Source organism: Bradyrhizobium sp. RDM12, assembly GCF_051917485.1.
In the GTDB taxonomy this organism is placed as follows: Bacteria; Pseudomonadota; Alphaproteobacteria; order Rhizobiales; family Xanthobacteraceae; genus Bradyrhizobium.
In genome coordinates this window covers 7,846,232-7,872,239 of record NZ_CM133064.1, presented here as the reverse complement: position 1 = coordinate 7,872,239, position 26,008 = coordinate 7,846,232, and the positions used below count along the sequence as shown (strand labels likewise).

The window sequence follows — 26,008 nt, the reverse complement described above, 5'->3', positions numbered from 1 at the left end:
GACAATTCAGCCGTGTATCGGGAGCGAGAGACGATCATAACTTAGGTTTTCGTTGCATGGCGATGCCGCTCATGCTCATCATTCGGCTATCTGGCATGCGCCTTGGCTCTAGATCAATAACCAGCGTTGGTAGGTGACTCGGGCGTCAATCATGGCCGATGTAAATTGCAACGCTGCCAAGTCGGCTCACTCATCCGAAGCTCTAATCTTGTTGGTTCGAGCAAGAAATCGAAACCATCAAGGGTGATCTCTTCCGGTCGGCCACTAGCTGCACCGCGGAAAGTAGTAGCATGGCTCTCCCTTGCTTCTGGTGCGGTGCGGCTCGTAAACGCAATTACGACACGTAGACCTTGAAGTCGCTCGGGGTTATTTGCATCACCGCAAACGCGTTTTTGACCGGCGACGACAATTCTTTTCAATGCCAGTTCGGTTTGTGCGGTCGATCAGGTTGTGCAAGTCAATTGTTTTGCTCGCAGCGACTGAAACGACACTCGAGCTCATGCTCTCAGTGATGGGATGGTGCCCGGCCTCGAATGGATCCGTAGCTGGCGGGCGGCTTTGCGATAGCCGCTGGCAGTTCTCCAGTCGATCTGGTTGCGACACGCCAACGCAACCGAGGAGCCAGCGATGGTCGACGGATATGACGAATCTGCGCACGCTCGTGCACCATCAGACCCGACTCGAAACCCATTGCTCAGCCCTTAAGTTCGATGGAGAACCTGGTGCTCGGGGAAACTAAAGAATTGTCTATGGCCTACGGCGGCGAGCACGTCGCGCAAATTTGTCGTCATGCTCATTGGTTCAAGCTCTTCATCCTCCAAAGGAGTGCGCTTTGAGTATCTGCCGCGCATAGCCGTAACATCCCTAACGGTTACCAGCAGCCCTGCAGGATCCTATAGTGGATCAGACCGTTAACGCCCGATCAACTATCAGGGCTGGCAGTTGGTGCAGATAAGGGAAGCGTGCCACCTGTCGTTAGTGAACCGTTCGGTTCGCCGAGGAGTGCGGGTGCAACCTAAATGTCTTCTCCCTGGCGCCCCTGCGCCAGGACAATCCCTCGCTGGTTAGGAGCTCGCGCGTGTTCGGGTTTGCTGCAGCCGCATTCTCCGTAAACGATCACGTCAGGGATCCAGTTATTCGCTTGCGCGAAACTGTACCATCCGCCTTAACCCCACCGTCAGTGCTTCTTCAGAGGAGCCTCGACTGGGCGTCTAAATCGAAGGAGACTGCGCAACAGTTTCAGACGTGCCTTCGGATAATTCAGGATTTCAGACGTTTGGTGTTTCGGGTGTTGCTGCCGGCGCGCGGCGTTGGAAATCCTGCATCTCGCTTAAACCCGCTGCGCGTTATCCGCAATTCACGGCCTCGCGGCAGCATCAAACAAGAGAGTGGTTTCGCAGCCGTGGTCCAATCTGAGGCCAAACCAACTCCGCCCGTGTGCTTTGACAAGACCGGGACCGGGGATCGAGGCCAGCTAAGCGCGGCTGGAGAAGAAGTGTAATTGAACAGCGAGGTGAGCCATGCAGCGCAATGAAGAGATGAAGCTCGGACTAATGCTCCTTCAGGCAGGATATCATGAGGGTGCATGGCGCGACCCGAACGTGCCGGCGGACGGCGGCCTAGATATTGATCACTACGCTCATGTGGCAGCACTTGCCGAGAATGCGGCATTTCATTTCATATTTGTCGCTGATAGCCCAAGCGTAATAGAACCAGATCACGCGACGATCGCGCGTAGTAGCCGAAACGATGGCTTCGAGCCAATTACGCTCTTGTCAGCATTATCAATGAGAACACAAAACATCGGCCTTGTCGGGACAGCGACGACGACCTACTACCAGCCTTATCATCTTGCACGCATGTTTGCCTCACTTGATCACCTATCGCGGGGACGTGCGGCATGGAACATTGTGACATCTGGATTCAAGTTCGAAGCCGCCAATTTCGGGGAAGAGGAGCTTCCAAATCATGACGCTCGCTATGCTCGAGCGAGAGAATTTGTAGAAGTTGTGAAAGGCCTGTGGGACACGTGGGAAGACGACGCTTTCATTCGTGACAAGCGGGGCGGCATTTACGCCGACACAACAAAGCTGCACGTGCTTAACCACCGAGAGAAGTACCTTTCGGTCAGAGGCCCCTTGAACATCGCAAGGCCGCCGCAAGGGTATCCCGTGCTCGTTCAAGCTGGAGCATCCGATGCCGGACTGGCATTCGCCGCTGAATTCGGCGAGGTTGTGTTCACCGCCGCACCTTCTCTTCAGCACGGTAAACTACACTACGCAACTCTGAAACAGAAGGCGCGCTCGCATGGCCGGAACGACGGCCAGGTTTTAGTCATGCCCGGTATTGTACCGATCGTTGGGAGAACCAAGCAAGAGGCGTCCGAGAAGCTTCAAAGACTTCACTCGTACATGCACGACGACGTTCTATTTGGACTCGCGAACCGTTGGCTGGGGCTTGTCACCGACGTGCGCTCAATGAACCTCGACTCGTTGGTTCCGGAGGCGTTACCGCTGACGAACTTAATCCAGAGTCGACAGAAGCTGCTCCTCGATCTTGCCGTACGCCAGAGGTTCACGTGGAGACAGCTGATGCGCTTCGTGTCGGACAGCCGCGGCCATTTGATGGTCGTTGGAACACCCGACGAAATCGCCAATGTCATGGTGGATACATTCGATCAACATGCGGCTGACGGATTCAACGTTTTGGCACCCACCCTGCCCGGGGGACTAGAGGATTTTGTTGAACTCGTCGTTCCCGAATTGCGGCGACGAGGCAAATTCCGGTCCCGATACTCTGGAAAACACTGAGAGAGAACCTTGGTCTCAAGCGACCGTTCAATCAGTTTGCGCATCGACGTGTAAGCATCGGCCCATCTGGCGGAGGGGAACCCACTTAATGCGCCGAATCTTTCCTTTCGCTCGCAGAGAGTTCCGCCCTACACGGACACTGAATATTGGGAACTGAGACTGTTCACGCGCTGCGCGTTCGGCGATGACCTCCTAAGGCGCCCGGTCCGAACTGAGCCTTCGAAAAGAGTGCATGTGAATCGAGCGGAACGTCAGAACCATATTGTCCATCCGTAAGAGGCTGAACTTCCGGGGTCCCTGCGACAAAGCGGGCCGGCCGCTCGGTTGTTCCCTCCAACGGCTACGCCGGAGGTCCGTACCGCCGCTCTTGGTCCGACCCCCATGGAATCTCGATTGGAAGGACCTCGGCAGCCGCTCTTGAATACTCATCCCCTTCGGAGTTTTGCAGTGATAGCCGGCCCGTGGCAAGGTGGCACTTCTGGCAACTCGGGTCCTCTCACGACAAGATCGGGGGCATGTTGCACGTCGCACACTTTGTCCGCACATACAGCGTCGATGCAATCATGATTTTGACGATCAGCTAGCACAGAGACGCCACTACCAATTGGCCGCCTCGTCAGTCGAGGCGGCGCCGATCTACGGATTATCCGAGAGATAAAAAGCCCAGTTCGCTCCAGATCTCGAAGATCGTTCCCGCATGCTGCCCATTCTTTGATAGCGCGTATTTGAACGCTTCGGCGCGACTAATGAATAGACCGCCAAAAAGGCCGTTCTGTTCGCGGACAACCCAGTTGCCGCAACCATTCTTCCCAATAAAGACGGTCGATGCTGTCGGTCTGCGCAAAAGAGGTTCAACGACGTTCATGTTCATAAGGTCCAGCCAAACTTCGCGACATAACTGTGTATCACTGCCGCCAGGAACAAACAGGTTCGCCGATACTAGAACGAACGGCCAAGAATGATCGGCAGCTCCGGGCGCTTCGGCTGCGTCTCTCCCTCATCTCAGCAATCCCCGTGCCGCTCGCATTTGATAAGAAAAACGCGTGTGCCTGCCAAAGCGCTCACAGATTGCTATGCCGCTGTTGTCCGCTTTCCAGCCTCAGGTTGGCATCGGCTCTCGTGCTGGGTTAAGCAGTATGCTTATTGCGCGACCCGCCGGGCGCAGGACGGGCGTTTCCGTACCCGTACGGCGCCGAGTCCCTGGGGCGCGCGTTGGAGGACTGGGGATCACCATCGCATCAAACGCGACCGGCTATGGGCGTCGCTACTAGATGGACCGAATGGCTTGCGTTCGTGCTGCGCGAGGAACTGTTGTTTCAAGGCTTCCAAATGCGCGCAGTGTCTTCGAATGATACGGTGCTGTTCTCGCCCCTCGACTTACACATTCAAGGGTTTACAGGACAACGAGCATGTGTTCGTGGAGCAGAACGACACACCGATTGTTCGCCGCCTGGCGGATACTGGCGGCAAGAAGCCATCGACGCCGCTCCGCGCACGGTTCGCCTGTTTGCGCCGCCCGGCTGCGGATCAACTTCTTTCAGCTGGCGTTTAACCTCAAGGAAAAACGTAGGGAGGCGCCAAGGTGATCAAAGCAATATCTTGCTGCAGCAAGACTGTGCGAACCCGCGTTGGTCGCGGCTCGGATCAGGACGGAAGTGCGTTGTCTGTTAGAGGAATTTTGCCGAAAGCGCGATCGTTGCCTCAGATATTGTGTTCTCAAGAGGATGGAGGGTCGGATACGGGGAGCTGTCCGACGATCGGCAACGACCGGCCTCCGGCGTGGAGGCGGGCGCTGTTACCGCGCAGCCGGTGTCTCGTCGAATCGCTCCGCACGATCTGACGATCCAGACAGGAGCGCGCTTGCCTGCTCGCTGGCGCCAAGCGCAGCAGCTTATCCGAATACGCGCCCGGATATTTCACTTGCGGTCTTATCAGAGCTGCCGCTCGTTCGTCTCGGCTCGGCCTTGAACCACTCCTGCAGCTGAGGGCTCGCCTGATCGAGCGGATCACGGCGAGGACGACTTGGCTTCGTTTCTAAGACAGCCGCAATCGGCGCTTGCTGGACACTTTTGCTTCCGTTTACTCCATTCGAGCGCAAGCTAGCGGCGGTCTTTCGCCGGCGATCGGACCGGCCAGAGCCGTGGCGCCGGTTGGGAGCTCGTCCACGTCTGGCATCGACGATCACTTCCCGCGTCGCGTTCTAAGAGCAAGCCCGGCGAGACCGCGAACGGCGCAGTTCCCCTTTTATGAGACAGCGATGGCCTATTACAAGAGCCTCGGCGTTACCGTCATCCGCGCCATGACCAACAATGGGAGTTGCTAGAAGGCTCACGCCTTCCGCGGCGCTTACCGGAGGTCGGCATTAACCCATCCCGACCAAGCCTACACGCCCAAGACAAAGGGCAAGGCCGAGCGCCTCATCTAGATCGCGCTTTGGGAATGGGCTTACGCCCAAGCCTATTCTAGATCAGATCGGTGCAGAAGAGCTGCCCTCTGGCGCACCAACACAATTGGCACAGCCCCCATGGTTGTAAACTCCCAAGCGGCAATCAGCAGAGGCAGCTGACCTGGGACAACCTCTTGAGGCTCCGAAGGTCCGTATGTCGCCTCGGGGTGATCATTGGGCCTCGATCCAATTTGAGGTCGCGTGACGCGGTCCTGGAACGCCGCCGGATCCCGGATCCCCGCGCGCCCTCTCACATACTGAAAATCCGCCCAGGGTTCAGGATGTTGTTTGGATCGAGCACGCGCTTGAGTTTACGCATGGTTTCGATTTCCTGTCGTGTCCTCGTCATCTTCAGATACCTTCGATTGACGATGCCGATGCCGTGTTCCGCTGAGATCGAGCCGCCGAATTCACTCGTGATCTCGTAAGCAAGCTTCTTCAAATCCTCCCGCCTGTCAGGCGTGTGCTCGTGATGCAGGCTGACATGCAAATTACCATCGCCAGCGTGACCGTAGACGATCGTGAATGCGCCGGGGTCGATCGCCACAATGCGCGCGCCGATTGCCTTCACATATTCATCCATTCGATCCACGGCGAGACTGATGTCAAGGGAAATACGTGCCGCATGGGGAAACGAGCGAACAAGTTCCATGCTGGAATCACGGACACGCCATATCGCCGCTGCGGATGCGATTGAGGTCGACAGCGTTGCGTCAAGGATTATGTTCTCGCGCATGGCCGTCTCGAGTAGCGTTACGAGATAAGCGTGAATATGTTCCGCGTCGTCGCCGGAGGCTTCAATCAGCACATAGAAGGGATGATGGCTCGGCAGCGGTCCGGTCACTCCCTTCACACGCTCGACGGTGAGGCGATAGTACTCGTTCCACATCACTTCAAATGCGGTCAGTTCTCCTCGAAGATGTTTTCGCGCCATCTGTAGGATAGAGATGACTTGTGCAAAAGAGGGAAGGGCGCAAAGCGCCACTTGGCGCTCCTTCGGGGCGGGATAGATACGCAAGGCGGCTCTCGTCACTACTCCGAGAATCCCCTCGCTCCCGATGAAAAGCTGCTTAAGGTCGATTCCGGTGTTATTCTTAATGTATTTGCGCAAACCCTGCAGCACTGTTCCATCGGCAGTAACGACTTCGAGTCCGAGGATCAAGTCACGCGTCATGCCATACCGAATCACGCGATTTCCCCCAGCATTGGTCGAGATGTTGCCGCCAATAGTGCAGCTACCGCGCGCGCTGAGGTCGAGTGGGAACATGTACCCTGCTCGGTCGAGCCGTTCCTGGACCTTCTGCAGCGTCGCGCCGGCCTGCGCAATGGCCACGCCCGACAAGATGTCCACCTCCTCAACCTCGTTCATGAGCTCCATCGATAGAACGACTTCATTCGCATTCGGCAGTGCGCCGCGCACCATCCCGGTCATGCCGCCCTGCGTCGTTACTGGCACTTTTTGGCGGTGACAGAGCCGAAGCAGGGCCGAGACCTCTTCCGTGGTCCTAGGACGGACAACCGCTCGCGGCTGGGCAACCAGATTACCCTCCAAATCCCGATAATAGCGAGAATCGATCTGGCAACCGCTGAGCACCGATTCGTTGCCGAGTTGTTCGCAAAGTTGATCGATGAACCCGCTGGTCATGTTTCCTCCAACACCGGCATTGATGCAATGCGCGGCAACGCTATTGATGCTCGCCGCTTCCGTGTTCACGCACGAAGTCCGTCAGTGCACTCGTTACTGCCAATTTGCCGTCCTTCGGTTGCCATTCCAGAAAAAACACCGGAGTTCTTACGGAAGGATTGTTTCTCGAGTAGCAATTCGCGGGCCACTCGGGTCCGCGCTTTCGTCGACGAGAAAATCAACGCAAATTGATATTATGGAATGGCGCGGGCTCAGCTCCTGTCAGCATTGTGACATCAAAGTCATGAATCGGCATGGCGGCGGCAAGATGATGCCGAGCGTGGCGAACGGAGCTCGAACTTGCTTGAGGGCACCTCTACGTTCCGTCACCAGGATGCGCTTCGCCTTAAGCGCAGTTGCTTGTTGGTGGCTGCGGTCTGAGTCGATCGCGCTGCCAATTGGGACTCCATCACTGCAACACGATCTGTCGTCCACCTAAGCCAAGAGAGTCCCGCTACATTTCAGCTCCGAGCGCATCGCGATAGAATTTCGCAAAAACGCGATCGCGACATACTTCGGCCCAATGCCCCTCAAGGAATCACAAAAAGCTGCGATTTGGCCCTGGATTCTTGCAAGCTCAACGTATTTTCGGGCCCCAGTTGTGTTGATGGTACCCAGTCGATCGCCTCCAGCAAATAATTCGGCTGAGCTGCGGCCCGCGACACCACGCCATGCATAGCCAGTTGAAGCGGCCGGCGTGCCAATCAAAGCGCATTGGCACGACGGGGTTGGACTGTCGCTTTACGCCAAGCGACTGGATCCGTTGGATCAAGGACGACTGGCGACTGAAATGAGTGCCGCCAAGATCACGAACACCACTACCGTGGCGTCGTTCACCGGCCAGCGGACGCTGGCAGTGATGGCGAAGTCGCTCGAGCACGGAACAGACACGTCGCCGGCAAAACGATCTCGCCCGACGGCTTCCTGCACAGCAACGTCAGGGTCCTGCATGCCTTTGCGCATGTCAGAGTGCCCGGTCGCGATCCAGATTTTCGCGGCTGCGCCTGCTGCGATTGAATCATCGCTGCTCCAGAAGGTCCATCACTCGGAGACAACGCGGTTCGATCGACACCGGCGTTCACGATCAGCCTTGCCGACGACAATCTCCGTGCGACCGCTTGCAATCGCGGAGACGGTCGATGGCACTGGAGCTGCGTCCGGCATCACCAGGGCCGGCGCAAAGGCAGGCTGATGCTGCTCATTATCACTCGTCCGGGCCCGAAACGATCACGCCACGTCAATAGGACGGAGCGCGATGATTCCATACCGCCGCGCGTCGATGAGACAGCGCGCGAAGTGCGCAAACTTTCCAGAACGATCTTGAGCTTCTAATCGTGGTCCAGCCGACGGCGCCGGCCAGCCTCGACAACCTCTACCCGCTCAACCAGAGCACCTCAGTTCTTGCCCTCCATGAGTGGCTGTTACATAGCAATCGGCTTACCCGACAAGGCGGCCGTCACCGGAGGGAGACACCGAGAGCTTTTTCTCCTAGCTCAAATCCGAAGGATTGGCCACGCAATAGAAATTGGCTGTTTCAGCGCGATTGAGTTCGAGCGTAACCTGGGATCAGCTTAACCGGGTGTCCACGATAGCGCCAGGCTCAAGACTCGCGGCTGCTGACAATGGCGTCCAGAATGGCACGCGTAGGACGTTCAGCCCACTTCATTTGGTAGCTGCAAAAGCCGGATAGCCCGTTTAGCTTCTTTGGGGCCGATCAAGCCGCAAGAGAACAAATCGCGCAGTATGGAGACAGCCCATGAAACTCGATTCCGGATACAAGGCGTTTTGGGAAACCGCCAACAAAAACTATCCCGATCAACTAAGGCCGTGGGGCCCCCTTGATATGCAAATCGCAATAAGCAGTGTTGTGAATGCCGATTATTCCGACCGCTTTGCAAAGCCATCGGCCCGAGGGTGGAAGTCATCCCTCAATTCAAAAATTTTTCCGAACCGCTCCACAGTTATTGGAGCCTTGGCGCTGACGTACAAAGGGTTGATGTGTCTCAAGACCCCCTTTGATCTGGCTCTGTATACTAGACTCGTCTGGGAACTTCAGCCGAAAACTATTTTAGAATTAGGTTCTCTTCAAGGTGGCAGCGGGCTGTGGTTTGCCGATCATATGTCCGTCCTTTGTGAGCGTCCAGGTGAAGTGCACTCTTTCGATCTGCACACGAAGTGCATCCATGAAAACGCAAAGCATCCACTTCTTACCTTTCATAAGGTTGACCTTTCGAAGCTTGCTCCGTTCGATGAGAATCTGCTGATGGAGCTACCTCATCCTTGGCTTGTCATAGATGACGCACATCAGCAAATATTCTCGATATTTTCCTGCTTAAACCGTTTTATGGTCTCAGGAGACTACTATGTGTTCGAAGATGGTCCTATGCGGGGAGATCAAGGCATTATTGAAGGCTTGCAGTTGGTCGAGCAATCAGGATTTTTAGTCGACACTTACTACACTGACGCGTTTGGGAGCAATCTTACTTGTGCTCCAAATGCATGGCTTCGAAAATCGTAACCTTGGTCGGGAGCTCGCTAACTTGGAAGATCGGCATCTTCACTGGGTGATCCGATGTGGCTGGCCTAGAGGCCCGGTGTTCCAGCTCGCGCGCGGCTGCAGAGTTAGTGCCGCCAGTCTGTTGCGCGAGTTGAATGTTGCGTTCATCGCCCGTTCCGATTTGGAGAAGACGCGGGAGGCGAGGTCAGCTGCCGAGAACTCGCCTACATAACGGCTCCCGATCAGCGTCTCGATGATTACGCGGTCAGTGAAGTTATTTCCAGTCGCAGAAGCGCGCCGCCGACTTTCCTGCTCACGGAAACGGCGCCATCGTCTTATTCGCATGCCCCACATTGTCGTGTGCCTGGTGCTGTGGTCATCGCTCCTTCGTGCTCAGGGGACAGGGCCGATCGACTCAGGGGTTGATCCCGGCAATGAACGGTATTGACTGAATGCCGACACACTCTGTTGGCTGTGCGGGGTCGGCGACGCAAGCTTGTTTGGCCGGCTCGCCCCCTCCTCACAAAGCAAATAGCTGAAAAAAAAATTACGCAGATTTTTGTCCGATTCCGATGAGCCGACTTGGCACGAGTTTTGAACCTCTTCCGACGCGATGGGACATTGCCAACACGGGTATGCGACCAAGGCCGCGATGGATCGAACAAGATGAAGGAAAGCGACATGTCATGCCAGCGTCAGATCGCATTTCATGCGAAGCTTCCGCAAGTCAACCGAGTTGCCCCGCGAGGCAGTTTCGCCTGAGGCGACCGAGGTCGGTGTCTGAAAAGGCTAGGAGAAATAGTAACTAGTCGCGATCCCCAGAGAAGGCGTGACGTTCATGCGTCAATTCAAACAAGCGAGTTGGCGGCGAATGCACCTAAATCATTAACCTGATGGAGAAGAGAATGAAAATTCCTAAAAAGCCGTCCTTTGGAAGCTTTTCGGAAGTAGCAGAGTTCTATCCCGCGTTCCCGCCCTTTTCACAACGGCTGCTTCGGTTGCTTGTTGATGAGGTAAAGCATGAAACCGAATGCCCGGTCTTCGGGGATATCGGCGCGGGTACCGGCGCGATCGCCTATTCCCTGGCTGAGATGGGACTCTCAGGCTATGCAGTCGAACCAGACAGCCAGATGGTTGCGGTCGGGCAAAGGCTCGGCGCCAGTAATGCAGCCGTATCTTGATTAATGCGCCCGGCGAACGCACGGGCCTTGCTGACAATTCCGTAGATTGGGTTTGCTACAGCATGTCGTTCCATCTGACGAACGCAAGCGAAGCGCTTTTCGAAAGCATACGAATATTGCGACCTCGCGGGTTCTTCACGATAGTACACGTCCTTGCAGATCTCGAGACGGATCCCTTTCAACTGGAAATCGAAAATCGGATTCGCGACATGGCGCCCGCTGTGCGACGGGCGCGTACTCTACTCATCGGCCAAATGGGGACTTACGAGGCACTCCTCAACCAATATCCTGACTTTGGTAACTGCATTTCTCTCACTGCGAGTGAGGGGATATCCATGAGTGAGGAGCGCTATCTCAACTACTGGTCTGGAAGGCATGATATTCCGAGTCAGGTTTCTCCCGAGGTTTGGAGTTCCATGTTAGAAATGATCGCGGATACTTTCCGAAGGTGGCAGCCGGCCAGTGTGCGGTTTCGCTCTACCGCATGGCATGCTCAATGTGTGTGACTCAGGCTCGGCAAGAATGCTTCGGCGAAACGAGGTACGATCCGGCATCTACGAATTGCACCTTAAGGCCGGCATCACCAGGGATCAGCAAGAGTTCTGCCGCCGCGCTTGGAAAATTGTGTGGCTGCCGACAATCCTTTCCGAGTGATCGAAGCTTTCGTTGCAGCGCTTGATCTTGGGAAGCTTGGGTTCCCTCATGTCGGTCGGTTCGGGCGGGCGGCGATGCTGGCCAGCCGCCTTACGATCCGGCCGACCTGCTAAAGCTTGATCTTTACGGCTACCTCAACCGGATCCGGTCGTCGCGCAGCCTGAGCGTGAGGCCGGTCGCAATCTGGAACTGATCTGGCCGATGAAGCACTTGACGCCTGGGTATCGCACCATTGCCAACATCCGCCAGGAGAACCGGAACACGCTGAACGCGGTGAACCTGGGAGTTATGCCGCTGCTGCGCGAACTCGATCTGGTGAGCACAGAGGTTGCGGCGATCGACGGCGCGTTTTGGTAGCAACGCTAGGAAGGTGAGCATTAAGAAGCAGCGCAGGTTCGCCAAGCGAGTGCCAGAGATCGAGCAGGAGATTGAAAGCTGGTGCCGCGCTCGAGGCCAACGATGGCGTCGAGGCAGAACGTGCGGCCGCGGGGCAGGATAGCGGGGGGCGACGGTGCGGGGATATCGCGCAAAAGCTGGCGGTGGCCAAGCGCAAGCTTATAGGCCGGATCTGGCGCAACTGGAGGAGAGCGGTCAGACGCAATTGTCGCGACCCACGCCGATGCCCGATTGTCCTCGAAGACCCGCCAGGTGGTGGCGGGCTACAAAGTTCTCAGGTCGCCGTCGATGACGAGCACAAGCCGATCGCGGCGAGCGAGGTCGTCAACGACGGCAACGATACCGGCCACTGATGGCCCTCGCCGATACCGCTCAGTATAACGGCAACACGCTCAAGTCCTGCGAGGGGGCGGGTTCGTGGCCTATGTTCGGCAGCCCAGGCGAACCGCGCGCCCTGAAGCACAAGGTCGCATCAACCATGAAGCGATTGGCTACGAGGCAGTGGCGGACGTCCATCGGTGCCTTGCGGGCGGCTTCGCCCGACGGAGGGGCGCAACAGCAACAGTCATCGAAACCGAGATCCGGTATGTCAGCCGCAAGTCCGATTGCGACGCCTGCGCGCTGGGGATCGCGCTGCCTCTCCGCCAACACTTCGAGAAGAGCACGCAGGCTAAATCCTGTTGCTGATCGCCGATCGGGGCGGGCTCGGCCCGTGCCCTGCAACCTTCGAGCAGCGATGTCGCAGGGAGAGGCGAAAGGGGCTGGTCAAAGTGAAATATGTTACGTCGCGCAGTTGCTGATGCAGAAAGAATCCTCGCCCGATAAGGTCGTCGCAGTTGCGACGAATGTCGCAATTGCAACAGTGATCGTTGCGGTGGCCTTGGCCTCCGGTTTCTCAAGTGCTGGTCCTTTGGAACATTCTTCCGAACGCCTCAGGTGGTATGACATTTGCTGGATCGCTTCGGGCCGTCCGCTCCGGAAGAATCGCATGTAATAGTTTCGCACCTTCACTGTATCCGATCTGTGGCAAGTCGTTTCGCAGCGCTTTTACGAGAGTATGCCTGTCACGTTCGGTCGAGAAATTCGCAAGCAAGAGGAGGTTGAGCAGGAAGTCCTCCGGGATAGGCTCAGCCAAACCACGGTCTAAGGCGGCGGCGCGAGGCGCCAAATGGACATATTTAGCTTTATCGAATGTGCAAAACAAACGCGATCTCTTAAAGCGTTGTTCGATCTGCTTGTGGGTTGTTCGAGCGAACAGGGCTTCAGCCAAGTCGCTTACGGGGCACTGACGGACGCGGAGCCGAATCGCCTACCAGAGTATCTCTCAGCCGCCGTGACAGTGAACTTTCCGTCCGATTGGTGCGAGCGCTATTCTGAGCGCCGATACTATGCGATTGATCCCGTGGTTCGGCGGACGACGATGCTATCGGCGCCGTTTCTATGGGATCAACTCGCAGATCAATACCAATTGCAATCCGGCGAAACGCGTGTGTTGAACGAGGCCAGAGAGGCCGGCCTGAAGCATGGCGTGACCGTACCACTGTTTGGACCATTTGGACGCCTATCTGTCGTATCGTTTGCATCCAGATCGACGATGCCGACCCTGAGTATCGCCTAAGTCGTCTCAACGCACTGGCATGGCAGTTTCATCATGCGTTTGCAGAGATCGCTCCTTCATCGGAGGGCAGGTGCCATGTGCAAACGGCCCTATCCGAACGAGAAAAGGAGTGCCTGCGGTGGGTCGAACAGGGAAAATCATCTTGGGAAATCGGAGTCATCCTGAAAGTGAGCGAGAACACCGTTAACTTTCACCTGAAGAACGCAATGCGAAAGCTAGGGACGAACAGCCGTACGCACTGCGTCGTCAAGGCGATTCGCCTTCGTTTCATTTGAATTCTCGTCTCCTGGCAATGTTAAGCTGCGCCGACACAGCGAGGAGAGCGATGTCAGCCCGAAGATGGCTGCGCGCGGCGCGTTCACTCCGACATCTTCATGTGTCAACGTGGTAATTCCCATGGCAAAGGCTGGCAAGTCCGTCGTCCCGATTCTCTCGTCCAGGAGCGACAGCCTGACGCACTCTTCTGGGTGCTGTTGCTGGCGGAAGCGGGAGAGCTTCGCACGAACTATGTCAGTGCGAGGTGCTGGGCATGGACCCTAATCATCAGCCGCAATTCCTGATCGCGTGCTGTCAGCTGAGATGTCCCCTCGGGTAACTAGTGTGAGAATGCGAATCTCGGCCAGGTGTTCTGCAAGCTGATGCGTCGCGCGCATTGCAACTAGCCCGATGCCGGTGCCAATGTTCATCTCTGCCAGTAATTGCGCTGCCCAATCGAACCGGAATCTGATCGCACCGCTCCGCTGTTCTGAAGGTACCCATCCGGCGTAGGCCGCAACCTGATGGGATTATTCTAACGGCCAGCGCTTAAGCAATCCCGGGTTTTCTTTATAGATTTGGATGAGCTCGATGAGGCGCTCGATGCCGAAGTCGGTGAACGCTTGAACGCCGTCTTCCAACGCCAAAGACCCAAATGGCGCCATCCTCGATCTCCATTTCGTTGGCTACGTCTCGTAGCCAATCGTCGTCTTCGCCGAGGTCTTTGGCGACCTTGGTGATGGTGGTGACGTGGTGGACCTTGTTGACGTGAGTGGTCATGCCGCTCGAGCGGAGATCGCTGATGCCGGCGTCCAATTCCAGGGCAGAAGTTCGTCCAGCCGGTGAGCCGGATGGGCCGCGATGCGGGCGAGGATATCGGTGAGCCACGCCTGCGGGTCGATGCCGTTCATCTTGGCGGTTTATGCCGCCCGCCGAACTATGCCGAACGGGTTTGGTATGGCACGCCGTTGTCACGCTGGCACCGTCGATGGCGTGCACGGCAGCCCCATTCCATTCGGCATAGTCTGGTCGTTCAGAGTGCCTCTAGGAAGGCGAGCAGGCGGTCGTTCGGCTGGAAGCGGGTTCGCTTGCCGCGCTCGTACGGCTTGAGCCTCGCCAGGGCAGCTTCTTTGAGGGCGAGGTGGGCGTGCAGGTACGTCTGCGTCGTCTCGACCGATTCATGACCGAGCCACAGCGCGATCACGGAGCAGTCGACGCCGGCCTGCAGCAGTTCCATCGCAGCGCTGTGCCTCAGCACGTGCGGTGACACGCTCTTGGCCTTCAAAGACGAGCAACTCTTGTGAGCGACGCGAACATGCTTTCCCAGGAGCGACTGGACGCTGTCGGCACTGAGCCGGCCCCCGTGCACGTTGGGGAACAACGCTGTTGCTCCTTTCCGTAACGGTTCCTTGAGCCATGCCTGGAGTGCACGCCGAGCAAGTGTGGTCAGCGGAGTGGTCCGCTCCTTCCGCCCTTTACCGACGCATCGTACGTGTGCGCCAGACCCAAGGTGGACGGCATCCCGGTCAAGGCCAGTCAGCTCGGAGAGGCGTAAGCCCGTCTGGGCCGCGACCAGCAGCAAGGTGTGATCGCGGCGGCCAAGCCACGTCGTTCGATCGGGCGCGGCGAGAACCGCCTCGATCTCGGGGCGCGTCAGGAAGTGCACCTGTCGCTTATCGTGGCGCTTGCTCGGTATGGCGAGCACGCGCAGGATCAGCGCACTGTGTGCCGGCTCCTCGAAGGACACGAACCTGAAGAAGGATCGGATAGCGGTCAGACGCAGGTTACGCGTCTTCGCGCTCGCGCCGCGCTTTACCTCGAGATCGGTTAGGAACGCGCCGATGAACGTTGCGTCCAAATCGGTGAGCGTCAGGGCCGATGGGGGCTTCCGCAGCTGCACCTGTGCGAACATGAACAGCAGCCGGAACGTGTCCCTGTAGGAGGCGATCGTGTTGCCGCTAACGTTGCGCTGGCGCATGAGGCGCTCGGTGAAGAAGCGCTCGATCAACGTGGCGACATTGCAGGCGGGCTTCATGGCGTCACCTCCCACCGCCGATCGAGACGCCGCGCCGCTTCTTCCATCAACTCGGGGCAGGCCGAGAGATACCAGTAGGTATCACGGACGCAGGCGTGGCCGAGGTAGGTGGAGAGCACTGGGAGTTGCTGCTCGACGTCCTTGCCTTCGCGATACCAGTCGAGCAGCGTCCGGATGGCGAAGCGATGACGGAAGTCGTGCACGCGTGGCCCGGTGCGATCACCTGGGCGCCGCAGCCCGATCTCTCGGGACAATCGCCAGAAGACGCGATGAACGTACTGGTGCAGCAAGCGGCCTCCCTGTTCGGCAACGAAGAAGGTCGAGCCGCGGCGTGATCCGAGCATCGCGTCGCGCCGGTGGGCGTAGTCGCGCAACGCGGTTCTCGTCGTCGGATGCAATGGCACGAGCCGCGACTTGCCGAACTTGGTCAGCCGGACCGTCAGCACGCCGGCGTCGAGGTCGACGTCATCACGCTCCAGGCCCATCGCCTCGGATATACGCATGCCCGTCACCGCGATCAGCCCGAACAGGGTATGGTAGGTCCATCGGCGCAGCCCGCCCGCTGGCGGCAGAGCCAGCGCTGCCGTCAGCAACGCATCGATCTCCGCGTCGCTGTAGACATAGGGCTTGGCGCGCTTCCATCCGGGCAGCATGCCGACGGGCGGTACCTCCGTTCTCAGATCGAAGTTGGCGACATGGCGCGCGAACCCGCGCACGTCGCTCAATCGCAGCGCCCAGGATGCATGACGATCGGGCGGCAGCGTTGCCCATTCCATTGCCAGCTTCGTCGTGATGATCCTGGCTTTGCGCTTCTCCATGAAGGCGACGAAGTCGGCGAGCCGACGGGTCTGGTGCTCGTACTTGTATCCAAACCCCTTGCGCATGCTCAGGTACTTATCGAGTGCGGCGCGCAGATTGGTCATTGCACGCCTCCCGGCCAGGGCAGGCTCAATGTTCTCAACGCATCGATATCGACCTTCGCGTAAATCCGGGTAGTGTCGTGGTTCTCGTGCCGCAGCAACTGTCCGATCTCCGACAAGGTCGCGCCAGATCGGAGAAGCTCGGTAGCGAGACTGTGTCGGAAGATATGGGCGCCGCGGTGTGCGCAACCTTCGATTCCAACGCGATCGAGGGCGGCCTTGGCGATCATGGTGATCGCACATCCGGAAGCAAACCCGATGTGCGGCGCGAGTGTGCGGACGAACAACCGTCGGCACGACGACTTTGGGCGGCCACTGCGCAGATATGCAACGATGGCCGCGCCAACGTCTGGCGGTATCGGCATCCGTGCACGCTGTCGGCCCTTGGCGCGAACGAGTATCTCGCTGGCGCGCCAGTCGATATCATCGAGCGTGAGCGTCGCGACCTCGTCGGCCCGCAGGCCGAGCTTGGCCAGCAACAACAGAATGGCATAGTCGCGCCGTCCCATCACCGTCTTTCGGTCGCAACCGTCGAGACCCTTCCGCACCTGTGCGGCAGGCAGATAGGTCGGCAGAGTTGCGAGCTTCCATCGCCGCATCGATGGAACGCAATCCGCCAATGGGCGCGCGTTCAGCCCCCGATGGTGGAGGTAACGGAGAAAGGCGCGCAACGACCAGCGCATCGCCTTGCCTGTTCCCGGGCTCCAATCCTGGGCGTGGCGCTCAATGTAGCGGATCACGTCCTCTTGGTTGATCTTGCACAGGACGGCGGCGCCGCCGGAGCTCACCTCGTGCAAAAACCTGCGGATGACCGGGAGATGGCGTACGATGGACCTCGGGGCCAAGCCGCGCTCTGATCGCAGGTAGGCATCGAACTCCTTGAAGATCCGTTCGTGCGGGGTGAGAGGCGGTAGCACCAACGGCGCGATCGCGCCTTCCTCGCGCAGCACCGACAACCATCGCTTGAGCGCTGCCCGGTCACCGGGTTGGATAGACTGCCTCCCGCCTCGATATCGGAGGTACCGCTCAACGACCTGCTCATCGAGATCAATCAGCTTATAGCGACGGCCCGCGATCCAACTCAGGAGCCCGCCAACTACGTTGAGGCAACGCCACGCGCCGTGCCGAACGAGCCTCTCTTCGACGAGACGAACGGCGTAGCACTCGACGAGCCGTCCGTGCGGCCCGCTTCTGAGACGCCGATACAGCCGGCTTCTGCCCAAGTACTCTTCAACTTCCATCTTCCTGTTCTCCGCTGTTGACAGCGGAGGCACAGAACGAACTATGCCGAACCGACCAAACGCCGGTCAGCTAGAAATCTGGGGAAAACGACCCGACTCGGCATAGTTCGGCGGGCGGCATAAACCTGTAAGCTGAACGACGTCGATCCGCTCGCCTATCTGACCGATGCCTTCACCAGGATCGTCAACGGCCATCCAAACAGCGACATCGATCAGCTGCTTCCGTGGGCCTATTGCCGTCACGACACCAAAGCCGTGGCCTGAGAACGACGCTTACGGTACAACGTCTGCTGGATCGGTTCAGGTCCGTCCGCTCCGGAGAAGCGATGCACAGGTTTCCCTCCGGTAAGCAAGTATCCGATCCGAGCCAGATCCTTGTGAGCTGTTCGAGCGAAGAGGGATTCCGTCAAGCCGCTTACAAGGCACTGACCGACGCAAGGCCGACTCGCCTGCCCGGAGTACCTCCAAGCCGCGGTGACAGTGAACTTTCCTTCCCGATTGGTGCCAGCGCTATTCTGAACAGAGGTACAATGCCATCGATTCGGTTGTTCGGAGGACGACGATGCTATCGGCCGTTCTATGGGATCAACTCGCCGACTAATATCAATTGCAACCAGGCGAAAGACGTGTGTTGAACGAGGCCAGAGAGGCCGGCCTGCAGCATGGCGTAAGCGTACCTCTGTTTGGACCATTTGGACGACTGTCTGTCGTATCGTTTGCGTCCAGATCTGACGATGCCGACCCTGAGTATCGTCTCAGTCATCTCAACGCACTGACCTGGCAGTCATCATGCGTTTGCAGAGATCGCGCCTTTAGGGAACGGCAGATCCGGTATGCAAGATGCCCTTGCCGAGCGAGAAAAGGACTGCCTCCGGTGGGTCGAAGAGGGAAAATGATCTTGGGAAATCGGAGTCATCCTGAAAGTCAGCGAGAACACCGTCAACTTTCATCTCAAGAACGCGATGCGAAAGCTAGGGACGAACAGCCGCACCCACTGCGTTGTCAAAGCGATCCGCCTTGGTGTTATCTAAACTCTTGGCCCCGCTGCCGCATATTACCTGTGAATGTGAGTTCGACTGGGCACCGAGAGTGAAAGGCCCGTTCAGCGCCACGGCGCCTAGTCGAACAGCGGCTTCACAGAATACGGCCTCATCTGGCCGCTTCGTCTCAGTTTGTGACATCCTCGCGCATGGGAGCTCTTTGGGGCTGGGATTGCGACGACATACTAGGTCAGCGTTTTCTTGGTTCGAATCATATCAGGCGACGTCGGCGAGTTTGTAGGACCAAGTATGGATGACGGGATGGCGATTGACGTCGTCGATTCCGGCCATGATGCGCTCTTTGAGTTCGTGCTTTGATGTAACCCGGATGTGGCGCAGGACTGAACGGGCGAACTTGGAGAAGAATCCCTCGATGAGGTTGAGCCACGAGCCGTGCTTGGGAGTGAAGGTAAGCTCGAAGCGTCCAGCCGGTCGTGTGTCGAGCCAGGCTCTGGTTTCTCTCGAGATGTGTGCGGAATGATTGTCGAGGATCAACTTGATCGCGGTCCTGGCCGGATAGGCGGCATCGAGGAGTTTGAGGAATTCTATGAACTCTCGGCTGCGGTGGCGGTCTTTGACGACCGCGTGGACCTTCCCGGTGAGCAGGTCAATCCCCGCCAACAGGCTGAGCGTGCCGTGACGTTTGTACTCATGATCGCGCGCAAAGGTCGCATGCACGCCGGGTACTGGCGGCAGATCCGGCGCTGTCGTCGCGATGGCCTGGATCCCCGGCTTCTCGTCGCAGGAAACGATCGCGACCGGTTTGTCCGATTTCTTCGACCGAGCGGCGGCTTTTTCAGGATCTGGACCTCGCGATAGACATACAGAACCTCCGCCATCTTCTGCTCGAACTCGGCGTCGCGGTTTTCAAGATAGTAGCGCACCTTGTGCGGCTTGATGTCCTCCTGACCGAGAAGCTTGCACACCGTGCCCTGAACCAGACGGGCGAGACATTGATGTCCGGCCTCTGGTCCGTGCTCGCGGGCATGGCGGGCCAACAGCCGCGTCGTCCACAACTCGTGCGGATAGCCATGCTCCCTGGCCTTGTCGCACGCCAGAGACACCAGCCAGGCCTTGGCCGCCGGCGTGATCACCGGCTCCTTGCCCGGTCGCGGGCGCTCGTCGAGCGCCGCCAGCGCGCCATTGGCCGCCGCCCGCTCGACGCAGCGCTGGACCGTCTGATGATGGGCGCCAAGTCTTCGTCCCACCGCAAAGAACGACGGGGTCTCGCGGTAGGCAAGCAGCATCGCGGCCCGCGACACCCGGCGCGCCGGTTCGGTCCTCGACCGCGAAAGAGCCGTCAACGTTTCGATCTCCTCATCGGTCATCGCCAGCTCGACCGCTTGCCGCCATCCTGCCATGATGAAACTCCTCGTTCAGTCAATCCTAAACGAGGAATCCACAAACAAACGTCCCGTTCCATCACTGCCAACTTCACGGAATCGGTCGTCTAGCCCCGGAGAACGGTCTTGCTGGATGCAGAAAGCGCGGCCTACTGGGATGCATAAGATCGTGTATGGCTCCTGTACAGCAGACCAACGGGTCAAAAAACCCCGGCCGATGGGCCGGGGCTTTCGATCCGCCGTTGAACGACAGATCAATATTTGAGAAGAATCGGACCGCCGAACTTATAGTTTAGCCGTGCAGTCAGAAGATCGAAATCCTGGAGGATGCGATCGGCCCCACCAGCGGGCGCGGCGAAGTTCACCGTGGCGGGCTGCATGAATAGGTGATCGTACTCGAAGCCAACCGACCAGTTCGGTGCGAAGCCGTACTCGATCCCGGCGTCCAACGTGCCGCCCCAAAGAACGTGCTCGCTGTTTCCAAGCTGCGCGCCCGTGAGGGTCGAGCTGATCTGATAGGTGTTGCTCGTGACTGCGGCGCCGCCTTTGGCATAAAGTAGTACGTTGTCGAAGGTATAGCCGATCTGCCCCGCTACCAGGCCGAACGCATTGACCTTGGTCTGGCTGAGATCCGCAAACGCGACGCTGACATTCGAGCCGGTCAAATCAGCCCAGTTCCCCTGGCCTTCAATACCAAGCACGATCTGGCCCACCTGCCATCGAAAGCCAATCTGGCCGCCCACGGTGCCACCGGTCGCATCATGGCAGCCCTCAGGCGTTCCGCCATTGAAGTCCCAGCAACTGGAGCTTGAGCCCAAGCCACCGTTCATACCGATATAGTAGCCGCTCCAGTCGTAAATTGCAGCTGCGACAGGCTACGGAGCCTTGGTGTAGAGAGGCAGGACGGGCTGCGCAGCCAGATCCGCGCCGAATGCGGGCGCCGCGGCGCCAAGCGCCACAATGCTCACAGTCGCAAGCAACAAGTTCTTCATTTCTACTCTCATGTCTTGAGTGCCCCGAGCCTCGTGCGCCCTAACAACGTCCGCGCGAATTGCTGTACTGCATCGCAACATTCGCGCCCACAGAATTCGAACCGAACGCTGCGTCAGGTTGCGGCATTGCAGATCATCTCCAATCGCGTCGCAATGCTCAGTCGCGTGTTAACAAAGGTAGCTTAGGTGTTGACGAAAAGCGGGCTGCTGATCTCAGCGGATTAAGCGCACCGCAAGCCAGATGATACCTAGCCACACCGCAACCGAGAAGAGCAGAGCGCTTTGCAACGTCCTTGCTCTTATCTTGCGGCGCCATCGTAGGAGCTGCGATGAGCAACCGGTGAAGCGCCGGCCCCGTACGACAGCTATCACTTCATCATAATCTGCGAATCGGAAGTGAGAGCGATGCTTACGAATATACTCCAGCCGCTCAGTGGGTGAGAGGCACTGTGCCCACACCTCCCATGCCTCATCATCAAAACAGGCGCTACTCTCAAGGACTTCGGCGAGGCGCTCGTCAGGCTTCATGATGCATCCGCTGTACTGACTATCGCGGATCGAGTTCTACGAGGGAAGCCTCACCTTCGAAACCTCCCAGTTTAGGTAGGCTAGTTCACGAATCGAACTCGGCCAGGAAGCATTGGTCACGGTCAACGCGGCGTTGATTCTGTCGCGAGATGAAATTCGAAGTCGTGCGAGGGCTCTGGATCTCTCTTCTCGTCCAGTGCAGAACACGCGACGGGCATCGAAACGCTGTAGATGCCGAAGGAGGGGGAAAAGGGGCTCCTTGTCGACGCTGCCGCAATCGTGCTCGCCGTTGCACTCAGTTTCAACCGCTCGCCCGCGTCTCAGACATGTCTCCTCCGCGCTTCCCACCAGCGCTGATTGGAATTCGGTCCGGCAATCGCTTCCGCACATGCCAAGATCACACAGAAGTACTTTGTCAGGCCGGGCCGGTTGCGAATCCACCGCCCGCCGATCCGATGATTCGTGAACGGTCGACTCGCAGTCTTCGTCCCTCAGTATCTCGGGTCAGATCGGCGATCAGTCACACGTTACACCGTGCTGTTGGGACCGACTCAACGCGACCACGCGCGTGGCCTGCACTCCGCCTTGTGAATCTGTGCTCGACGAGCTGGCGGTGAAGGGCGTTCGCCATCGCGTGGCGGATCGGCAAGTTCCTTCTTTGAACAGGGCCGAATGCAGCGTTAGGAACCACGGCGTGCGGGGCCTCGGAGCGGCGGCGGAGCAGAAGTGCCGGAATGAAATAGAGCACCATAGAGCCGGGCGCGCTCACGTCGCTTGCGGGAACGCCAGCTGCGCACACCGTAGCCCAATCCAAAGCCGCCGAAGAAGATCATGGTGAGAAAAAGGAGTGCTGTCGTCATCTCGATGTCTAAACCAGAGGATTGCTTTGATGTGTTACGTCACACTCTCGCCATCGGTGGTTAACTAGTTGGTCGGCGCGAGGCGGCGGATGCCTGCTTCCTACAACGTGACGCCACGTACGATTCAAGTCCATTCGGCTACTCCCAGCCAAAATGTATTCTAACTCGAGGTGGCCAGCAGCAGAATTGTGCGTGGCAGGCATAGTCTGCAGATCCGCGGAGCGGCCCACGCCGTGATCGTTGCACGAAACGACATTCCTTATGGCTGATACCCGTGGTTTGGTCAGAGTGGTGGGTTTCTCTCGGCGGCATTGCCCCAGCGCCCGGGGAGCAACAGAGAAGACTTTCGGTCGCAGCCGAAACGTGGACGAGAGACCAGCCATCTCACTGCGCAGTCGGCGTGCTGTTAGGACGCCTGGACTATTTGCGCGTCGGGGCGGCCGGCAGGCGGTCGCACTGCAGTGCAAGGCGGGCCGCACTCATCCTCTGAGCCCGACGGTCTGAATTGCAGGATTCTGCCTTGAGGATGCCGAAGAAGTGGTCCTACCACCGCCCCCGCGGCCTGCTTGCTGACGGGACGAATCTGTTAGGAAAAGGGGGCTGCCTGTATACACAGCGCTTGGCGATCTCGAAAGAACCCCCGGGTTCTCAAAGGAAGGCGATGTCTTATTACGGTTCGAGTTTATTACGGTTCGAGTGCTTTGACGTAGGTCCTTAAGCAGAATTCCGCCAAGTGCTAGGTGGAACCTCGATTTGATTAGAAGAGGAAGCGTTGAACGTGTGATCAATCAAATCGCCAAGGATGCAGGCGCCATGATTTGGGTCGGATTTGAGTTCACTTGTCGTTCCCCTAGCTAGAACAAGTTTTGCGATTTGCGTACGATTGGCGATAGTACGGCAATCTGGCGGTAAAGCCGCGACTGCCTCGTCGAAAAGTTTAGCTAGGATGCGGAGGTCTTCTGGATAGAACAGGTCACCGTATTTTTCCGCTGGGACTGTTCGCCTGCTGGCGCTCGCCTCGCCTACGGCGCCAAGTTCCAGTTTTGCCGCGACCAGTTCGCTTGTGAGTTCGTCGAGCAGCTTGACCGCTCCGAGCGCGAATTTGTCCTGGCAGATCAGTTGAGCCACGATCTCCAATTGTAGAGCAATGCGGTGCTCAAGGTGCTGAATGCGCGACATGCAAACAATCTCCTTCGGTTTATCGGTTCTGGGGGCCGGGTACAAAAACTTGACATGCCTTCCATTTTCGTCGGGCAAATCTGGCGGTCTGTGCGAGAGCCAGTCTCTGTTGTTCAAAGTACAGAGCGCATAGGCTTTCATCGGGAGCAGGTGGAAAATGTTGATCGGGGTGTGCAGCGAGAAGCCGAGAAATCGAAGCTCGCCGGCACGAAGGGCCGCTACGCTGCATCGAATCATGGTCATCGCGACGATGGTCAGACCGGTCCACCACGGCACGCTGTCCGTGAGCGCGAGCTGTGCGAGCGCGGCAATCGATGAGATGGCGAGCAGCAGCGGCCCGAGGTTCTGTCCGAGCACATCGAGCGTGAGGTACCGATCGAGGCCGGGCAGCAGGTGCAAACCAAGCAACGTGTCACGGTAGGTGCTCCGCGCCCAGCGGAGCTGTTGGCGCAGATAGGGCAAGAGCCTATCCGGGACCACCGTTGCGGCGATGGCGTCCGGAACGTACTCGGTTCGAAACCCTGCCTTGAGCATGAGGATCGTCAGATGACGGTCCTCACCGAAGTCGCTCGGCTTTCCCCGGAAGAACTGCGTCTCGTATTGGTCGAGCAGCAACATGAGCGCAGAACGGCGGTACATCGCACATGGGCCGCAGCAGCACATGACGGCACCAAAGCGCGTCTGGGCTGCGCGCTCCTCGTTGCAAGCCAACCAGTACTCCATATCGATCAGGCGGGTCAGCCAGCTGTCGTTCCGGTTGCTGGCCGTCAATTGGCCCATGGCCGCGCCGACGGCTGGATCCTGCATCTTGCATACAAGCTTGCTGACCACGTCGGGGGCGATTTCCGTGTCGGAATCGACATTGAGCACGAGATCGCCGAAGGACCGGCGTATCGCGGCGATCTGTGCCTTGCGTTTTCCCACGTTGCTTGGCAGCAGAATGACACTGAACCTCGGGTCATATGCGTAGCTCGCGTGCACGGGTGCCACTGCACCGACATTTGCAGAGCCGTCATCGACCACATAGACCTGTAATCGCCCTGGATAGTCCTGGCTCGCGATCGACTTTAGGCAGGCCGCCAGCGTGCGCGGGTCTTCGTTGAAGCAGGGCACGATGACATCCACGCTGGGCAGAGCACCGGTGTCGACCGCGTCGTATCTCGGCAGTGAAGTGTCGCTTCGCAGCGCATAAAGCGCCTGCGCGCTCTTATGGACGCTGGAGAGCAACGCGTAGGAGGCAACAGCAGCGGTGCTGATGGTGGCAAGCAGGCTCATGGGAATTGATCTATTTCAGTGAGGTTGAGGAAGCGACCGGATGGCAAAGCCACGGTCATGCAGTGCTGGAATGAGCCGGGCGAGCGCCGTCACAGTCTGGTCGCGCTGACCAGCATGAGGGCGGCGTCCCAACTCGTTGGGTGGGCATCCGTCGTGTAGGAGGACGATTGCCCCCGGCCGGACCGAGGCCAGCACCGCGGCAACAATCGCCTCGCCGCCAGGACGAGACCAGTCTTGCGGGTCGACTGACCAGTGCAGGGCTGCCAGTTCGGCCTTCGCCGATGCGCCGAGGGCCTCCTTGGTCCATATCCCATACGGACCACGCATGTGCCGCGGCCGCGAGCCCGCATCAAAGACACTCCAGTTCCTTGTTGCCTCGCAAAGCACTTTCGATCGGCGCGACGCTGGACCGGTGCGCGTCAAGCGCAGCCATCCGGGATCAGGCTGCCAGAGCGCTGCACCAAACGGCGCTAGACGGCCCTTGTCGCGATCGGCTTGCGCTGCGTCGCTCCTGCTAAGGCTGGCTAGAGATCTGAAGGCGAGCTGCCCATGCTGCCTCATGGTGTGTTTCGGCATGGCCTTTTGGATGCCGATAAGGGGTCCCACTCGAACGCCGATTGACATCATGGCTGGTATTGGAGCCAGATCAATGCATGCAAGCAGCTCGCGCGTGCCACGATAACGAGACCAAAACTTGCCTCTATCTGGACGCAAGGGGTGATCATGTGCTGGCGCTCGCTCGTCATTCGCACATTGCGTTGAAAATCGCGAATACGTCGTCACGCGCCTTATCCTGATTCATCCTTGCTGTAGCCGGCGGCTAGCTATGTGGATTCGGAGAATATTGGTAAAATCTATTGTTTTGATGAGAGGTATCCATGCTGCGGATGGGCCAAGAGGGATCCATCAACGTCGGGTGCGTGACCAGATCGGCTTGATCTAATCGATCGGGCGCATACCGAAGAATGGCTCAGCATGCGACCTTCGGTTCGGTGAAGGTCGTCGCCAGACATCGAAGCCATCGCACGAAGACTCGAACCATGATGCTTGAGTT

Annotated in this window: 14 protein-coding genes and 10 pseudogenes; 11 read left to right on the top strand and 13 right to left on the bottom strand. The window is 58.2% G+C overall.

All coding sequences use genetic code 11. The annotated features are described in order from the left end of the window. Positions 1–1,520 precede the first annotated feature (1,520 nt). Entirely contained in the window at positions 1,521–2,810 is a 1,290-nt protein-coding gene (locus ACTGJ9_RS38190; RefSeq protein WP_456675215.1) for an LLM class flavin-dependent oxidoreductase, read from the top strand. Positions 2,811–3,453: 643 nt separating this feature from the next. On the opposite strand, the gene ACTGJ9_RS38185 is transcribed toward ACTGJ9_RS38190, so the two are convergent. From ACTGJ9_RS38185 to ACTGJ9_RS38175, 3 genes are all read right to left on the bottom strand, one after another. Next, positions 3,454–3,675 (bottom strand): hypothetical protein, encoded by a 222-nt coding sequence (locus ACTGJ9_RS38185; RefSeq protein ID WP_456675214.1) that lies wholly within the window; start codon positions 3,673–3,675, stop codon positions 3,454–3,456. Between the two features lie 1,831 nt (positions 3,676–5,506). Then, positions 5,507–6,970: an FAD-binding oxidoreductase gene (locus ACTGJ9_RS38180; RefSeq protein WP_456675213.1), complete on the bottom strand. Its 1,464-nt coding sequence runs from the start codon at positions 6,968–6,970 to the stop codon at positions 5,507–5,509. Positions 6,971–7,708: 738 nt separating this feature from the next. Continuing rightward, entirely contained in the window at positions 7,709–7,903 is a 195-nt protein-coding gene (locus tag ACTGJ9_RS38175) for a hypothetical protein (protein WP_456675212.1), read from the bottom strand. A 793-nt stretch (positions 7,904–8,696) separates the two neighbouring features. Between ACTGJ9_RS38175 and ACTGJ9_RS38170 the strand changes: the two genes are divergently transcribed. From ACTGJ9_RS38170 to ACTGJ9_RS38140, 7 genes and pseudogenes are all read left to right on the top strand, one after another. Then, positions 8,697–9,458 carry a CmcI family methyltransferase gene (locus ACTGJ9_RS38170; RefSeq protein ID WP_456675211.1) on the top strand — a complete coding sequence of 254 codons (762 nt, stop codon included), beginning with the start codon at positions 8,697–8,699 and terminating at the stop codon, positions 9,456–9,458. Between the two features lie 884 nt (positions 9,459–10,342). Then, positions 10,343–10,618 carry a hypothetical protein gene (locus tag ACTGJ9_RS38165; RefSeq protein ID WP_456675210.1) on the top strand — a complete coding sequence of 92 codons (276 nt, stop codon included), beginning with the start codon at positions 10,343–10,345 and terminating at the stop codon, positions 10,616–10,618. Next, positions 10,615–11,124: a methyltransferase domain-containing protein gene (locus ACTGJ9_RS38160; protein WP_456675209.1), complete on the top strand. Its 510-nt coding sequence runs from the start codon at positions 10,615–10,617 to the stop codon at positions 11,122–11,124. Before ACTGJ9_RS38165 ends, ACTGJ9_RS38160 begins: the two co-directional genes overlap by 4 nt. Before the next feature lie 239 nt (positions 11,125–11,363). Next, positions 11,364–11,465, top strand: a pseudogene (locus ACTGJ9_RS38155) (hypothetical protein); the annotation flags it as partial. 8 nt (positions 11,466–11,473) lie between these two features. Next, complete coding sequence (locus tag ACTGJ9_RS38150) at positions 11,474–11,629, top strand: hypothetical protein (RefSeq protein WP_456675208.1); 156 nt, start codon at positions 11,474–11,476, stop codon at positions 11,627–11,629. Positions 11,630–11,700: 71 nt separating this feature from the next. After that, positions 11,701–12,021, top strand: a complete 321-nt coding sequence (locus ACTGJ9_RS38145) for a hypothetical protein (protein ID WP_456675207.1) — start codon at positions 11,701–11,703, stop codon at positions 12,019–12,021. Between the two features lie 815 nt (positions 12,022–12,836). Further along, positions 12,837–13,561 (top strand): annotated as a pseudogene (locus tag ACTGJ9_RS38140) (helix-turn-helix transcriptional regulator). Positions 13,562–14,071: 510 nt separating this feature from the next. Here the strand turns inward: ACTGJ9_RS38140 and ACTGJ9_RS38135 are convergent. The 5 genes and pseudogenes from ACTGJ9_RS38135 to ACTGJ9_RS38115 all read right to left on the bottom strand — a co-directional run bounded on the left by ACTGJ9_RS38135 (position 14,072) and on the right by ACTGJ9_RS38115 (position 17,737). Then, positions 14,072–14,321, bottom strand: a pseudogene (locus ACTGJ9_RS38135) (hypothetical protein). Continuing rightward, positions 14,318–14,461 (bottom strand): annotated as a pseudogene (locus ACTGJ9_RS38130) (transposase domain-containing protein); the annotation flags it as partial. The pseudogenes ACTGJ9_RS38135 and ACTGJ9_RS38130, both read right to left, overlap by 4 nt. A 113-nt stretch (positions 14,462–14,574) precedes the next feature. Continuing rightward, positions 14,575–15,576, bottom strand: a complete 1,002-nt coding sequence (locus ACTGJ9_RS38125; protein WP_456675206.1) for a tyrosine-type recombinase/integrase — start codon at positions 15,574–15,576, stop codon at positions 14,575–14,577. Continuing rightward, positions 15,573–16,499, bottom strand: a complete 927-nt coding sequence (locus ACTGJ9_RS38120; protein WP_456675205.1) for a tyrosine-type recombinase/integrase — start codon at positions 16,497–16,499, stop codon at positions 15,573–15,575. Before ACTGJ9_RS38120 ends, ACTGJ9_RS38125 begins: the two co-directional genes overlap by 4 nt. Beyond that, positions 16,496–17,737 (bottom strand): tyrosine-type recombinase/integrase, encoded by a 1,242-nt coding sequence (locus tag ACTGJ9_RS38115; protein WP_456675204.1) that lies wholly within the window; start codon positions 17,735–17,737, stop codon positions 16,496–16,498. Before ACTGJ9_RS38115 ends, ACTGJ9_RS38120 begins: the two co-directional genes overlap by 4 nt. Positions 17,738–17,860: 123 nt before the next feature. On the opposite strand from ACTGJ9_RS38115, the pseudogene ACTGJ9_RS38110 reads away from it, so the two are divergent. The 3 genes and pseudogenes from ACTGJ9_RS38110 to ACTGJ9_RS38100 all read left to right on the top strand — a co-directional run. Then, positions 17,861–18,001: pseudogene (locus ACTGJ9_RS38110) on the top strand (transposase domain-containing protein); the annotation flags it as partial. 364 nt (positions 18,002–18,365) lie between these two features. Further along, a pseudogene (locus ACTGJ9_RS38105) lies at positions 18,366–18,461 on the top strand (autoinducer binding domain-containing protein); the annotation flags it as partial. Positions 18,462–18,642: 181 nt separating this feature from the next. Continuing rightward, positions 18,643–18,768: a helix-turn-helix transcriptional regulator gene (locus tag ACTGJ9_RS38100; protein WP_456678758.1), complete on the top strand. Its 126-nt coding sequence runs from the start codon at positions 18,643–18,645 to the stop codon at positions 18,766–18,768. 225 nt (positions 18,769–18,993) lie between these two features. Here the strand turns inward: ACTGJ9_RS38100 and ACTGJ9_RS38095 are convergent, their stop codons facing one another. The 5 genes and pseudogenes from ACTGJ9_RS38095 to ACTGJ9_RS38075 form a co-directional block, all read right to left on the bottom strand. Then, on the bottom strand, positions 18,994–19,503 hold the full coding sequence (locus ACTGJ9_RS38095) for an IS630 family transposase (protein ID WP_456678757.1): 510 nt from the start codon (positions 19,501–19,503) through the stop codon (positions 18,994–18,996). A gap of 275 nt (positions 19,504–19,778) precedes the next feature. After that, a pseudogene (locus ACTGJ9_RS38090) lies at positions 19,779–20,024 on the bottom strand (IS630 family transposase); the annotation flags it as partial. A 350-nt stretch (positions 20,025–20,374) separates the two neighbouring features. After that, a pseudogene (locus ACTGJ9_RS38085) lies at positions 20,375–21,112 on the bottom strand (outer membrane protein). 2,603 nt (positions 21,113–23,715) lie between these two features. Continuing rightward, positions 23,716–24,954 (bottom strand): annotated as a pseudogene (gene nodC, locus ACTGJ9_RS38080) (chitooligosaccharide synthase NodC); the annotation flags it as partial. A 15-nt stretch (positions 24,955–24,969) separates the two neighbouring features. Beyond that, positions 24,970–25,287 (bottom strand): annotated as a pseudogene (locus ACTGJ9_RS38075) (chitooligosaccharide deacetylase NodB); the annotation flags it as partial. Positions 25,288–26,008: the final 721 nt, after the last annotated feature.